Source organism: Streptomyces sp. CA-210063, assembly GCF_024612015.1.
GTDB lineage: Bacteria > Actinomycetota > Actinomycetes > Streptomycetales > Streptomycetaceae > Streptomyces.
In genome coordinates this window covers 10,123,292-10,136,824 of record NZ_CP102512.1, presented here as the reverse complement: position 1 = coordinate 10,136,824, position 13,533 = coordinate 10,123,292, and the positions used below count along the sequence as shown (strand labels likewise).

At 71.9% G+C, this 13,533-nt stretch carries 12 protein-coding genes; 3 read left to right on the top strand and 9 right to left on the bottom strand.

The window, feature by feature from the left end:
• Positions 1 to 10 precede the first annotated feature (10 nt).
• From JIX56_RS44145 to JIX56_RS44130, 4 genes are all read right to left on the bottom strand, one after another.
• Complete coding sequence (locus tag JIX56_RS44145; protein ID WP_257549599.1) at positions 11 to 1,738, bottom strand: IucA/IucC family protein; 1,728 nt, start codon at positions 1,736 to 1,738, stop codon at positions 11 to 13.
• 151 nt (positions 1,739 to 1,889) lie between these two features.
• Positions 1,890 to 3,617 (bottom strand): IucA/IucC family protein, encoded by a 1,728-nt coding sequence (locus tag JIX56_RS44140; RefSeq protein ID WP_257551465.1) that lies wholly within the window; start codon positions 3,615 to 3,617, stop codon positions 1,890 to 1,892.
• Positions 3,618 to 3,700: 83 nt separating this feature from the next.
• The gene (locus tag JIX56_RS44135) at positions 3,701 to 4,900 is read right to left on the bottom strand and encodes an ATP-grasp domain-containing protein (RefSeq protein WP_257549597.1); all 1,200 of its coding nucleotides are present in this window, start codon (positions 4,898 to 4,900) and stop codon (positions 3,701 to 3,703) included.
• A gap of 100 nt (positions 4,901 to 5,000) precedes the next feature.
• Entirely contained in the window at positions 5,001 to 5,147 is a 147-nt protein-coding gene (locus JIX56_RS44130) for a hypothetical protein (protein ID WP_306819915.1), read from the bottom strand.
• A gap of 274 nt (positions 5,148 to 5,421) precedes the next feature.
• On the opposite strand from JIX56_RS44130, the gene JIX56_RS44125 reads away from it, so the two are divergent.
• Positions 5,422 to 6,312 carry a (2Fe-2S)-binding protein gene (locus JIX56_RS44125; RefSeq protein ID WP_257549595.1) on the top strand — a complete coding sequence of 297 codons (891 nt, stop codon included), beginning with the start codon at positions 5,422 to 5,424 and terminating at the stop codon, positions 6,310 to 6,312.
• Between the two features lie 242 nt (positions 6,313 to 6,554).
• The gene (locus tag JIX56_RS44120; protein ID WP_257549593.1) at positions 6,555 to 8,660 is read left to right on the top strand and encodes a family 43 glycosylhydrolase; all 2,106 of its coding nucleotides are present in this window, start codon (positions 6,555 to 6,557) and stop codon (positions 8,658 to 8,660) included.
• Here the strand turns inward: JIX56_RS44120 and JIX56_RS44115 are convergent.
• The 3 genes from JIX56_RS44115 to JIX56_RS44105 are packed head-to-tail and all read right to left on the bottom strand — an operon-like array spanning position 8,635 to position 10,349.
• Entirely contained in the window at positions 8,635 to 9,594 is a 960-nt protein-coding gene (locus tag JIX56_RS44115; protein WP_257549591.1) for an endonuclease/exonuclease/phosphatase family protein, read from the bottom strand. The two genes, JIX56_RS44120 and JIX56_RS44115, sit on opposite strands and share 26 nt — an antisense overlap.
• A 41-nt stretch (positions 9,595 to 9,635) precedes the next feature.
• On the bottom strand, positions 9,636 to 9,980 hold the full coding sequence (locus JIX56_RS44110) for a LysR family transcriptional regulator (RefSeq protein WP_257549589.1): 345 nt from the start codon (positions 9,978 to 9,980) through the stop codon (positions 9,636 to 9,638).
• 9 nt (positions 9,981 to 9,989) lie between these two features.
• Positions 9,990 to 10,349, bottom strand: coding sequence for an ArsR/SmtB family transcription factor (locus tag JIX56_RS44105; protein ID WP_257549587.1), 360 nt, complete (start codon positions 10,347 to 10,349; stop codon positions 9,990 to 9,992).
• 210 nt (positions 10,350 to 10,559) lie between these two features.
• Here JIX56_RS44105 and JIX56_RS44100 point away from each other — a divergent pair, with 210 nt between their 5' ends.
• A complete protein-coding gene (locus tag JIX56_RS44100) occupies positions 10,560 to 11,888 on the top strand; it encodes an MFS transporter (RefSeq protein WP_257549585.1) in 1,329 nt (442 codons plus the stop codon).
• A 28-nt stretch (positions 11,889 to 11,916) separates the two neighbouring features.
• Here the strand turns inward: JIX56_RS44100 and JIX56_RS44095 are convergent, their stop codons facing one another.
• The gene (locus tag JIX56_RS44095; protein WP_257549583.1) at positions 11,917 to 12,891 is read right to left on the bottom strand and encodes a sugar phosphate isomerase/epimerase family protein; all 975 of its coding nucleotides are present in this window, start codon (positions 12,889 to 12,891) and stop codon (positions 11,917 to 11,919) included.
• Positions 12,888 to 13,499: a nucleoside deaminase gene (locus JIX56_RS44090; protein ID WP_257549581.1), complete on the bottom strand. Its 612-nt coding sequence runs from the start codon at positions 13,497 to 13,499 to the stop codon at positions 12,888 to 12,890. The genes JIX56_RS44095 and JIX56_RS44090 overlap by 4 nt, the downstream gene beginning before the upstream one ends.
• Positions 13,500 to 13,533: the final 34 nt, after the last annotated feature.

The window sequence follows — 13,533 nt, the reverse complement described above, 5'->3', positions numbered from 1 at the left end:
CGCTCCTGTCTCATCGGGTGCTCCAGCGGAGGACGTCCTCGGCGAGGGGGGAGGGCAGCCGGACGTAGCCGGCCTCGCGGTCGGCCTTGCGCTCCCAGCGGGTGAGCAGGTTGGTCTTGGCGGGCAGGGGCACCCCGGCGAGCAGGGCGGAGAGGCGGGGCGGGCAGCCCTCCTCGTCCGCGTAGGCGCGGATGGTCGCGCGGACCGCCGCCCACAGGTCGGCCTCGGTCTCGGGGTGCAGGTCGGCGAGGGCGGCGAGCAGCTCGGCGACGTGGTTGACGAGCAGGCAGTACACGACGCGGTCCCAGCCACGCCGGGCGTCGTACGACATCGGGCCGGCGACCTCGGGCGGCAGGGCGGCGAGGGTGTCGGCGTGGTGGTCGGGGACGAGCTTGGTGCCCTCCAGATCGCGGAAGAGGACCTGGGCGGGCATGCCGTCGGTGTCGACGCAGACGAGGACGTTCTGGAGGTGGGGTTCCAGGACGAGGCCGTGGTCGAAGTAGGCGGAGAGCACGGGCGGGACGAGGAGGCGGAGGTAGGCCCGCCACCAGTCCAGGGCGGCCGCGGGGCCCGCGCCGTCGAGGAGGCGGGAGATGTGGGCGGCGCTGGTCGGGTACTCGTCGGCGACGGCGGCCGCGAGCAGCGGGGTCGTGCCGGGCAGCAGTCGCCGGGACAGGCCCTCGCGGACGATCACGCCGAAGCCTTCGAGGAGGGCGCGGTCAGGGGTGCCGTCGGGGCCGGGGACGGCGAGGCTGCGGTAGGCCGGTTCGCGGAGCATGGCGCTGCCGGGGAAGCGGGTCGAGAGGTCGGTGAAGGCCGGGGCGAGGACGCGGGTGAGGGCGACGGCGCCTGAGAGTTCGTAACTGGCGTTCTTTCGCAAGCAGTTGGTGATACGGACGTTGAGGCTGAACTTCAGGAAGGAGTCGCCGTCGAAGAGGGTGCGGACGGAGGCGGTGGCCGCGTACTCGCGTCCGCCGGGGCCGAGGTCGAGGATGTCACCGCGGCCGAGGGCCTCGCGCAGCAACCGGTGTTCGCGCAGCATCTCGTACTGCCAGGGGTGGGCGGGCAGCAGCCGGTAGCCCTCGGGGACGTCGCCGCGTTCCCGGTCGAGCACGGCGGTGGCGCCCGCCTCGGCGCTCTCCTCGGCGATCAGGTGGTCGCGGACGGCGAGGTGGCGCAGCGGGAAGGAGGCGCCGGCCTCGGGGGCGTACGACCGCCAGGCGTCCGCGTCGCCCGTGCGGGCCTTCGGGGTGGGGTGGAAACGGTGGCCGAAGAGCAGGGACCGCTCGGAGGCGAGGTAGTCCGGGAGCCCGTGCGGGGCCGTGTCGTGAGTGGCGAGCGCGGTGGTCTCGCGGGTGGCGAGCGCGGTGGCGAGGGTGCGGTGGCTGGAGTCGATCTGGTGCAGGAACTCGTCGTTGCGGACGCCGGTGCGCAGGGCCAGCTCGTCGTGTGTGTATTCGGCGAGACGGCGCCAGTCGAGCTCCGTCCAGCCGGTGCCGGACTGCTCCTGGACGGGGCCGGTGAAGCGGTGGGCGCCCAGCAGGGACGTACGGCGGACGGCGACGCGGAGCAGGAGGCCGCGGCGGGGCAGGCGCAGCAGCAGGTGACCGTCGATGACGGCGGTCTGGTGTTCGGGGCCGGACACCTCGCGCAGCAGGCAGTTGAGGAGGGTGTGGGCCACCGCGTCGTCCGCGGTGGGGAGGTGGGTGGTACCGAGCGAGTCGGTGAGCGGGGGCATTCGGTGGCTCCAGCGGGTACGCGGATGTGGGGGCAGGAGGGTCGCGAAGACGGTGAGGGCGGCTACGCCGCCGCCTGTCAGCACCGGCGCGGCGGGGCCGAACCGGGCGCGGCCCCGAACGCGGGGTGCGATATCGCGAGCGCCTCGGCGGTCATGCCGAACCACCGACCAGGAGCAGGTAGTTGGGCCCTGTGGTGTAGTGCTTGTTGATGTCGGCGGCGCCCGACCGCTCCTTGCTGAGCAGGGTTCCGGCGGTCACCATCGCCTTCACCGGCAGCTCGGGCGCGTTCAGCACGCGGGCGCGCAGTACGGCTGCCGCGTCGCCGCCGAGCCGGTCGACGGCCTCGACGAGCCGGTCCCGTACGAGGCTCAGCAGCTCCGGCAGTGGGGCGCGGGCGTGGCGGGCGAGGCCGAACGCGTAGGCGCCTGCGCAGAGGTGGAGGGTGATGGTGGTGAAGACGTCGGCCACGGCGCGGTCGTCGGTGGTGAAAGTGCGGGCGTCGTCGAAGCCCCAGCTGCCAGCGTTTTCGCCGAACCTGGCGGCCAGCCGGGCCCCGTTGATGCGCGGTCCGTCGTTGTCCTTCAGCAGGAGGCGCAGGTCGCCCGGCTCGGGGCCGAACACCAGGGAGACGTTCTGCTGGTGCGACTCCAGGGCGATGCCGTATCCGAAGAGCGTGGTCTGCCAGTCGAACAGCAGGGTGAGCACGGCGTCCAGCAGGGCGGTCACATCACCGTGGTGGAAGCGGTCGGCGAGGTGGTCGACGACCAGTCCACCGCCGGGTGCCTCGGCGAGCAGGGCGGCCATGGGGACGACGACCGAGTCGTCGAGGTCCGTCGGGTGGCGGCGGCACAGCACGGCGAGCAGTTCGTGCCCGGCGTGTGCGTACACCGTCTCGTCGGCGTGCAGCACGCGGTCCTGGAAGCGGGGCTCGCGGTCGAGCACCGCCGCCAGCAGCCGCTGTCCGGCGGCGCCGTCGACGAGGGTGCCGGGCTTGATGGAGCGCTTGTTGCGCAGGCCCAGTGTGGCGGTGGCCAGGGGCAGTTTGAGGTGCAGGGAGGGGGCGGCGGCGGGCGCGACCGTACGCATGGACAGCGTGGGCACGACGTCGAGGTACACCCGGTCGGCGAGTACGGCCCGGTCCGCGAGTCCCGCCTCGCGCAGTGCCGCGTCGAGGGGCGCGCCGACGGTCAACGGGTGGACGGGCAGGACGACATGGGTGCGGTCGAGGTCCGCGAGACCGAGCCCGGAAGGGGTGGGCCAGCCGTCCGGGAGTTCCCCGGCGACGGTGACCGACTCCCGGGGCAGTGCCAGCCAGTGAAGCGCGAAGCTCGGGTGGAACTCCGGTGCGAAGCCGCGTAGTTGGTCCTCGTCCAGGCCGGAGCGGCCGCGCGCCGTCGGGTAGACCGGGTGGTCCAGACGCGCGGCCAGGGTCTCGTACGCCAGGCCGCCGCGCAGGCCCGTCCACTCGGTCAGGTCGGGGCCGTAGAGCTCGGTGAGACCGTCGGCCACTTCCTGCCCTGTCGCCTCGTGCAGCCGCATCGTCGCGAGCGTCTGGCGGCACTCCTCGGCGAAGGCGTCGAAGCCGTCGCGGTCGACGGGCTCCGCGAGGGCGCGCAGTGCGGCGAGGACGGTGTCGGAGGTGGTGAGGGGCGTGCCGTCCGACTCCCGTACGAGGAGGGGCAGTCGGGCGGCGTACGCATGCTGGAATCCGTCCTCGGTGACGGGCAGCAGCAGGGCGTCGCCGCCGTCGACGGGCAGGCGGAGCCAGGGGCCGTCCGAGTGGCGGACGAGGGTGCCGCGAGTGCGCAGGCCTACGACGTCCTCGCGGAGCAGGGCGCTGAGCACACGTGTGAGCAGCTGCGATGCGGGGTCGGCCATGGGGGCGGAGGCGGCCGTGGCGGCGTTCACGGAAGCGGGAGCGACGACGGGGGTGTTGCCGGCGGTCACGGCGGTCACGGCGGTCACGGCTGGATCTCCCAGCGCTGTGCGGCGAGGAAGTCCGCCACCGCCCGGTCGACGGTCTCCTGGCTGGTGCCGGTGGCACGGAGGACGCCGAGGTAGTCGCGGTTGGTCCAGTACAGCTCGTGCCGTTCGCCGATCTGACGAAGCGGACGGTACGTCAGGTGGACGCCGTCGACGGTGAGTTCGGTCGCGGCGGGGGCGGCGACGAGAGTGCCTGCCCGTTCGGCGCAGGGGTACTCCACACGGGCCGCGCCGTCGCGCCGGATGTCCAGGTCGGTGGGCAGCGGCTCGCCGAGGTGGGTGCGGAGGATGTGGTCGAAGAGCGGGAGGCCGAGGAGCCGGGCGAGCAGCAGGTCGCACTGGTCGCCGATGGCACGGTAGTTGACCTCGATGACGCGGGCCCGGCCGTCGTGCACGACGAACTCGGTGTGGCAGGCGCCGAACCCGACGCCCAGCGCGTCGAGTTGGGCGAGGATCTGGGCGACGACCGGCTCGGGGTGGGCCGGGACGAAGCGCAGCCGCTCCTCGATGAAATACGGCGGCGGGGACAGCTCGGTGTGGAAGCCGCCCAGGACGTGCCGGACGCGGCCGTCGCCGAGGGTCTCCAGGGTGTACAGCTCACCCGGCAGATACTCCTCGACGACGAGGGTGACACCCGGGCGGCGGGTCAGGATCTCCTTGCCGCGGGCCATGAGGTCCCCGGCGGTGTCGACCAGGACGACGTCCTCGCTGGCGACGCCTTCGCGGGGCTTGATGACACAGGGGTACGGGGCGTCGACGACGAGGCGGCCGGTGAGGTGGGCCGGATCGGTGATCTCGGCGGACCAGACGGTGTCGACGCCGACGGTGGCCAGATGGCGGCGCATCTCACCCTTGTCCTTGCTGCGCAGGGTGGCCCGCCAGTCCTTGCCGGGGAGGCCGAAGTACTGGGCTGCGAGGGCGGCCTGGGTCTGGAGGTGGTCGCTGTTGGTGAAGACGGCGTCGGCCCGGTGGTGGGTGGAGATCCGGGTGACGACGGCGCGGTAGTCGCGTACGTCGCACTCCAGGATCTCGGTCTCGGGATACTCCGGATACGCGGTGCGATGGGCATCGGGCTGGTCGGTGAGGACGGTGACGTCCAGGCCGAGCCGGGCGGCGGCGGGCAGGAAGCCCTCGGTGACGGAGTCGGTGGGGTTCAGTGCGAGCAGGTACAGGCGCATGGGGTGGGTTGCATAACTTCCGCTAGCGGGTGGGGAGTCGGCGGGGCGGGCCCGTCCCATGGTGGGGGGCGGCCCCCGACAGGGCCTGGAACAGCGGAAGTCACGGCTTCGGCGGCTCGGCGCCGGTGGCCCTCACCACGTCGGTGAGCGTCTCCTCGGCCGCCTGGACACCGATGCCGGACCTCCAGGTCTCGTCCGGGACCTCGAAGACCTTGTCGCCGGCCGAGGGCGCCCACCGAGTCGTCACCCGGTACGCGTACGGCCGGGCGGCGGTTGGTGACCAGCGCGGCGCGTTCGGTCGCAGTCACGAAACGTGAGCTTAGGTCAGGCATGTTTTAGCTTTCAACGGCCCTGGGTTCACCGCGATCCACGCCACCCTTGATCAATTCGTAAGCAACCTTGCTGGTCAACCGTGCACACGACTACTTCACACCCCGTCTGGTCATCAGCGCGCGATCTTGCAGTTAAGGTAAGCCTTACCTCCCCCACTCGCCAAACCTCTTCACGCTATGGAGTTACCGATGACCGTGGCCCACCTGGAGTCCGCCCAGGCCGACACCGCCACGCATGTCCCGGACCTCCTCTCCGCCGCCTACCGCCGTCTGGACGCGGTGTGCGAGGCGCTGTCCGTACGCGTCGCGGAACCCTGCGGCCCAGTCACCCGGCAGCAGACGACCAGCACCGCCCCGGCACGCCAAGTCGGCTTTGGCACAGTCGGCTTGATGGAGGGTCAGGAGAGCGTGGAGGCTTTCGTCGATGCGGAGGCCGCTCGCATCCAGGACCGCTTCGACCACACCGCGCCCCGGCATGTCGCCGCCTCCCGCGCCCTGCACGACTACGCCTGGTCGGTCGGCCTGCTGATGAGCGGCGTCTGGTACCTGGAGCGCCGCGTGCCCCGCATCGCACCGTCCGGCATACGGGTCGACCTCGCGACGGGCGCGTACGAGATCAGCCCCGGCACCGACCTCGTCTGTCTGCCGGACGACCCGTCGACGGCCCTGGCCGGCACCCGGGCCGTCGCCGACGAGGAGGGGCTGCGCGCCGAGTTGAGGGCCGCCGTCGCGGACCACATGGGCCCGGTGCTGGACGCGATCGGCCCGTACGTCCGCCGGGGCTCGCGCGCGCTGTGGGGCCTGGTCTCCGACGACCTCGTCTCCGGCCTCTGGTACCTGGGCCGCATGCTGGGCGACGAGGCCGCCGGTGTCCGGGCCGCCTCCGAGGTCCTCCCCACCGCCCGCGCGCCCTTTCCCGGCGGCGCCGACTTCCGTTCCCTCCGCACGAGCGACGGCCGCGAACACGCGACCCGCACGCGGATGGGCTGCTGCCTCTACTACACGATCCGCCCGGCCGAGGCCTGCTCCACGTGCCCGCGCACGTGCGACGCGGAGCGGCTGCGGCGACTGGAGGGCTGACGCCGCAGAAGTGGTGTCGCCGGTGAACGCCGTGCCCGGGTCGGGGGCGTGGAGGGAGGTCGCTCCCGGGGTGTGACCAGCTCACCCCGGGGCGACCGCGACCTGCGTGAAGGCAGTGCCGCCGAAACTTTCGATGCGGCCCCGGCACCGCGTGGCGATTGACGCCACTCGTCGCAGATAGCAACACTCTTCGACGAGTTTCCAACAGGAAGCGTCAAAAGCTCGCAGCCCTGGAGGTCGGCTTGCAGGAGTACGCCGGTTACGTCTTCGTCTACTTCACCGGCGAGGGCAGCCCGGACGGCGAGCGGATCAGGTTCGCGCTCAGCCGGGGCAACGACCCCCTGCGCTGGCGCGAACTCAACGGCGGTGCGCCGGTGCTCACTTCGGACCTCGGCACCCGAGGGCTGCGCGATCCGTTCGTCGTCCGCGCCCCGGAGGGCGACAGGTTCCACCTGATCGCCACCGACCTGAGAATGCACGGCGAGCAGGACGGCGACTGGGAGCAGGTGCAGCGCACCGGCAGCACCTCGCTCATGGTCTGGGAGAGCACCGACCTGGTCCACTGGACCGACCACCGGTTGGTGCGCGTCGCCCCGGACACGGCCGGCAACGTCTGGGCGCCCGAGGCCTGCTACGACCCCGGTCTCGGCGCGTATGTCGTCTTCTGGGCCTCCAAGCTGTACGCCGAGGACGACCCGGACCACACCGCCGACACCCACAACAGGATGCTGTACGCGACCACCCGCGACTTCCGCGTCTTCAGCGAGCCCCGGCTCTGGAACGACCCCGGCCACTCGGTCATCGACTCGACCGTCGTCCGGCACGACGACACCTACTACCGCTTCACCAAGGACGAACGAGCCAACTCCCCCGCCGCACGCGGCGGCAAGTTCATCACCGTGGAGAAGTCGGCCGGGCTGTGCGACACCTCGTACGACTTCGTGGCCGACCGGATCGGGCAGGGGGCGATCGAGCAGGGTGAGGGGCCGATCGTCTTCAGGTCGAACACGGACGACGACAAGTGGTACCTCTTCATCGACGAGTTCAGCGGACGCGGCTACGTGCCCTTCGAGACCACCGATCTCGACTCCGGCAAGTGGACACCGTGCGAGGCCTTCGCGCTGCCGCCCGGTGCCCGGCACGGTTCGGTGCTGCCGGTGACACGGGCCGAGTACGACCGGCTCCTCGCCGCGTACGCGCCGAAGGCGTCCGTCGTCGACGCCACGGTCCCTGAAGGCCTCAAGGCGTACGCGATCGTCGACGACGCCGCCTCGAAGGTCGTCCTGCCTCTGCATCCGGGCACCGAACTCGACGGACTCGCCCCGGAGTTCGACCTGTCGACGGACGCCCGGATCGACCCGCCCTCCGGCACCCCGCGCGGCTTTCGCACCCCGCGGCCTTACACGGTCACCACGCCCGACGGGACCAGCCGCACCTGGACGGTCGAGGCCGTGCACATGCGCAGCCCGCTGCTGCCGGGGCTGCACGCCGACCCCAACATCCAGGAGTTCCAAGGCCGTTACTACATCTATCCGACGACGGACGGCTTCGAGGGCTGGGGCGGGACGCGGTTCAGGGTGTACTCCTCCGACGACCTGGTCACCTGGGAGGACCACGGGGTCGTCCTCGACCTGGAGTCCGATGTGAGCTGGGCGGACCGCTACGCCTGGGCGCCGGCCGCCGGGGAGCGGGACGGGTCGTACTACTTCTACTTCTGCGCGAACCAGCAGATCGGTGTGGCGGTCGCGGACAGTCCGACCGGGCCCTTCCGGGACGCGCTGGACCGGCCGCTCATCGGGCGCGACGACTACGAGGGCCAGATGATCGACCCGGCCGTCTTCAAGGACGACGACGGCACGGCCTATCTCTACTGGGGCAACTGCGAGGCGTACGGCGTGCCCCTGAACGAGGACATGGTCTCGTTCGACCCGGCGCGGGTACGGCAGTTCACCCCGGACGGCTTCCGCGAGGGCGCCTTCGTCATCAAGCGGCGGGGCCTCTACTACTTCATGTGGTCGGAGGACGACACCCGCAGCGAGGACTACCGCGTCGCCTACGCCACCGGCCCCTCCCCGCTCGGCCCGTGGACCAAGCAGGGAGTCATCCTGCGGAAGCGTTCCGAGTACGGGATCCTCGCCACCGGCCATCACACCGTGGTGAACGTCCCGGGCACCGACGACTGGTTCATCTGCTACCACCGGTTCGCGATTCCGGGCCCCGGCACTCCGCGCGGGGACGGCATGCGCCGCGAATCCACCCTGGACCGGTTGGTGTTCGCGGCGGACGGCTCGATCGAGGAGGTCGTACCGACGCTGGAGTCCATCAGGCCGGTGGTCGCCCCAGGATGATCCGGGCGGCGACCGGCAGATGGTCGCTGCCGGTGGCGGGCAGGGTACGGATGTGGGCGACGGTCGCCGAGCGGGCCATGACCTGGTCGATCCGGGCCAGTGGAAAGCCTGCGGGGAAGCTGAGGGCGAAGCCCCGCTCCGCCACGGTCATCCGTGAGGTCAACGGGTCCAGCCCACGGTCGTCCACGGTGCCGTTGAGGTCACCCAGCAGGATCACCGGGTTCCGTTTCTCGGCGGCGACGGCCCTGCCGAGCAGGTCGGCACTCTCGTCACGCCGCTGGGATGCCAGACCACCCGCCCCGACGCGGACCGAGGGCAAGTGCGCGACGTACGCCGCGATCTCGCCGTGCGGCGTGTGGACCACGGCCCGGAGCCCGCGGCTCCACTCCTCCGCGATCCCCCGGGGTTTGATGTCCACCAGCCGGGCCTCGGTGAGCGGGTGCTTCGACCAGAGTCCGACGGTGCCCCGGACCGCGTGATACGGGTAGTCCGGGGCGAGGGTCTTCTCGTAGCCCGGCAGCGCCTCGGGCACCAGTTCCTCCAGCGCGATGAGATCGGGCTCGGCGTCCGCGAGGACACGGGCCGTACCCACCGGGTCGGTGTTCTCGTCGCTGACGTTGTGCTGCACCACGACCAGGTCGCGGGCACCGGGCTTCGCCCCGGGCAGGAGGAGCCCGCCGAAGAGGTGCGTCCAGGCCGCCACCGGCACCAGCACGGCGATCAGCGCGGTGGCCGAACGGCGCAGCAGCCCCAGGCCGAGCAGGACCACGACCACCAGGCCGAGCCAGGGCAGGAACGCTTCCAGCAAACTGCCCAGGCGACCAGGCGAGTTGGGAACCGCCCGGTGGAACACCAGCAGCCCGGCCGTCAGCACCGCCGGCACGGCGACCGTCCGCCCCCGCGCCGGCAACCGGACCGGCAGCACCGAACTCACGGTCGGGACATTGGCTTCCGGATCGCTCCGGCGATGCGGGGTCACGGTCGCCGTCTCTCCGGCTGGACGATCAGGGGCTCGTCGGCGAGTTCGGTGAGGGAGACGGCGGCGCGGCCGGCCAGGGTGTGGCCGGGCGACAGGATCGCGTACGGCTTGCTCGACCGGACCGTCGTGCAGGCGAGGCCCGCCTCGGCCCCGGTCTCGTGGACGCCCTTGGCCCGCCGCCGGACCAGCAACTGCACTCCGAGCCGGCGCTCCAGGTCGGTGATGGCGGTGGAGATGCCCGTCTGGGAGGGGTGGCACCGCACGGCGGCCGCGCTCATCGAGCCCGTGTTCGCCACAGCCATGAAGCACTCCGGTCGTCCGAGCGAGAAGTCTGCGGTCATGGGCCGTCCTCAGTCGTGCGGTGCCTGCCCGCTGACCCGGTGGTCCGCGTGGCTCAGTGCCTCCACGACCAGGCGTCGCAGATGGCCGTCACTGAGGCTGTAGTAGATGTGGCGGCCGTTCCTGCGGGTCTCGACGAGCCCGGCGAGTCGCAGCTTGGCGAGATGCTGGCTGACCGCCGTCCGGGACGCCTCACAGCGCTCGGCCAGTGAGCCGACGTCCGACTCGCCCTGCGCGAGCAGCCACAGCAGATGCAGCCGGGTGACGTCCGAGAGCATCGCGAAGACCCCGGTCGCCTCGGCGAGCCGCGCGCTGTCGGGGGCACGCAGATGCGCACCGGATGCAGGTGACACGGCATGGCGTTCAGGCATGAGTCCAGCGTAGGCGCTCCGCTGGGACCGAGGTGGGCCGTCGGTCGGCTGCGGCATCGTCGAGGCCGGTCGCGCCCACGCGGCGGAGCCGCATATGTCACAGCCCCGCGCCCCTTCGGGGGCGCCCCAAGCCTTCATGTGCGCAGATGCGCACATGAAGGTACACTCGGCGGTACGGACCGGAACGCCATGACGAAGGGAGCCGTTCGTATGCTCGCCGTCCTGCGCCACCGCACCTATCGGCATCTCTTCGCCGCCCAGGTCATCGCCCTGGTCGGCACGGGACTCGCGACGGTCGCCCTCGGTCTGCTGGCGTACGACCTCGCGGGCGCCGACGCCGGTTCCGTCCTCGGTACCGCCCTCGCGATCAAGATGGTGGCGTACGTGGTGGTCGCCCCGGCCGTGGGCGCGGTCGCCGACCGGCTGCCCCGCCGCGCGCTCATGGTGACGGCGGACCTGGTGCGCGCCGGCGTCGCCGTGTTCCTGCCGTTCGTCGGTGAGGTCTGGCAGGTGTACGTCCTGATCTTCCTCCTCCAGTCCGCCTCGGCGGCGTTCACCCCGACGTTCCAGGCCGTCATCCCCGATGTGCTGCCCGAGGAGCGCGCGTACACGCGGGCGTTGTCGATGTCGCGGCTCGCGTACGACCTGGAGAGCCTCTTCTCCCCCGCGCTCGCGGCCGCGCTGCTGTCCGTGATCACCTACCAGTGGCTGTTCACCGGCACCGTGCTCGGCTTCCTCGCGTCGGCCGCGCTGGTCGTGTCGGCCGTGCTGCCCGGGCGGGTCGCCTCTGCGGAGGCCCCGGGCCGTGCCCGCGCCCGCACGGGCATCCGTTCCTTCCTCGCCGTGCCCCGGCTGCGGGCCCTGCTCGCCCTGAACCTGGCGGTCGCGGCGGCCGGTGCGATGGTGACGGTCAACTCCGTGGTCTACGTCCGTGATGTCCTGGGTCTGTCGGAGGGTGCCGTGCCGCTGGCGCTCGGTGCCTACGGGGCCGGGTCGATGGTCGTGGCCCTGGTCCTGCCCCGGGTCCTGGACAGGGTGCCGGACCGGGCGGTGATGCTGCCGGGTGCCCTGCTGCTGGCCGTCGTCTTCGCCGGGCTGGGGGTCGTCACGGCCGCGTCGGGCGGGAGTTGGCGGCTGCCCGCGCTGCTCGTCGTCTGGGCCGCGTTCGGTGCCGCGTGCTCGGCGGTGCTGACCCCGACCGGGCGGCTCGTGCGCCGTTCGGTGCCGCCCGGGGAGCGTACGGCCGCGTTCGCCGCCCAGTTCTCCCTCTCGCACGGGTGCTGGCTGCTGACGTATCCCCTGGCCGGCTGGCTCGGGGCGGCCGCCGGGCTCAACTGGGCCGTCCTCGCCCTGGGTTCGATCGCGCTGGGCGCGGCACTGCTGGCCGTACACCTGTGGCCGTCACGCCCGGCGCCGCACCCCCACGTGCACGCGGATCTCCCCCTCGGCCATCCTCACCTGGCAGGCGCCCTGCGCGTGCCGACGGGCTGGCGGCACAGCCACGGCCCGCTCATGGACGGTCCGCACGCGCGGTCGTAGGCGAAGCCCTTCGCGGCGGCGTGGGCGATCACGTCAGGACCCGCTTCGCCACCGCCGTTCCCGCCCGGAGCGCGGCGACCGGATCGGCCGCCTCGTCCAGTTCGATGAGCACGGTGCCGGCGCCGGGGGTGCGGGACATCGCCTGGGCCCAGCCCCGCCAGTCCACGATGCCCGTGCCGAGTTCGGTCATGTAGGGCTGTTGCCGGGCGTAGACCGTGTCGTCGATGGTGAGTTCGACGTCGATCGGTCCGACCGCGTCCTTCCAGTGCGCGAGCGCGATGCGCGGGGAGTGACGGCGCGCGACGCCGACGGGGTCTCCTCCGCCGAGGGCGATGTGGCACGAGTCGGGGCACAGCCAGACGTAGCGCGGGTCGGTCAGCGTCATGAAGAGGTCGATGTCGCGCTCGTACCAGAGCGTGCTGTTGGACTCCGTGTGGAGGGCGAGCTTCACACCGTGACGGGCGACGGCCTCCCCGACCACGTGGGCGATGTCGGCCATGCGGGTCATGTAGGCGGCGTCGACGAAGAAGGGCGGCCGGGTGCCGAACGTCGTGCGCATGGGCAGTCCGGTGACGAGGAGTTCGGCTCCCGCGTCGGCGAGGAAGGCGGCGCGGCGCTCGGCGTCGGCGACGATGGCGGGCAGGTCGTCGCCCTGCCGCCAGTCGGGGGACTCGCTGTCGGCGACGAAGGCACTCACGACGGACAGACCGCGGGCAGTCAGTTCGCGGCGGAACGTCCGGGCGTCGCCGAAGGCACGCAGGACCGAGGCGATGTCGCCGGGCGCGAAGGTCAGCTCGATGCCGGTGACAGCCGTCTCGGCCAGCGCGTCCATCACCCGCTCCCAGAACCGGTCGGGGTTCTTCAGGGCCCAGTCGCGAAAGGCGTCGGCCGAGTCGAGCCCCCAGAAACCCGGGTGGTAGAAGGTGATGATGTCGGTCGCGAAACGCGGTCCGGAGGATTCGGACGTGTCGGCGGGGTCGGCGGGGTCGTGCGGCCGTATCATTCGGCGCCGCCACGGGCGTTGTAGACGACGATGTCGTCGGCGGAGTCGATGGCCTCCCGGTAGTCACGGAACACGGCGAGCGCCTCGTCCCGGAGCACGTCCTTCACGACCTTGATGCCACGGGCCTCGAACTGCTCGGCCCAGTCCTCGCCGAGGGGGCCCTCGTCGAACGTGGTGATCTCCTCCAGTTCCGGGCCCTCGCCGGCGACCACGAGGCCGCGTACCCCGGACCACATGGCCGCGCCGTAGCACTGGACACACGGGCGCCAGTTCACGACGAGTTCGTGGGTCGGCATGCCCTTGCCGCCGAGATCCCAGTCGCCGGCCGCCTGCTGGGCCAGGCCGAGCGCGACGACCTCGGCGTGTGCGCTGGAGACGCCGGTGGCGAGTACGACGTTCACGCCGACGGAGACGATGCGGCCGCTGTCCTGCTCGGCGACGACCGCCGCGAACGGGCCGCCGTCGCCCTCCCGCCAGTTGCGGTCGGCGAGTCGGTGCACGAGGCGCATGCGGTCCTCGCGGTCGGCGATGACGGCGGGCACGTCGGCCAGCGCGTCGTCGATCCAGGCCGGCAGTGATACGCGGTATTCCTTCGCGATCTCGATCATCGTCGGGATTCCTCTCGGTGGGCTCGGCGGTCGC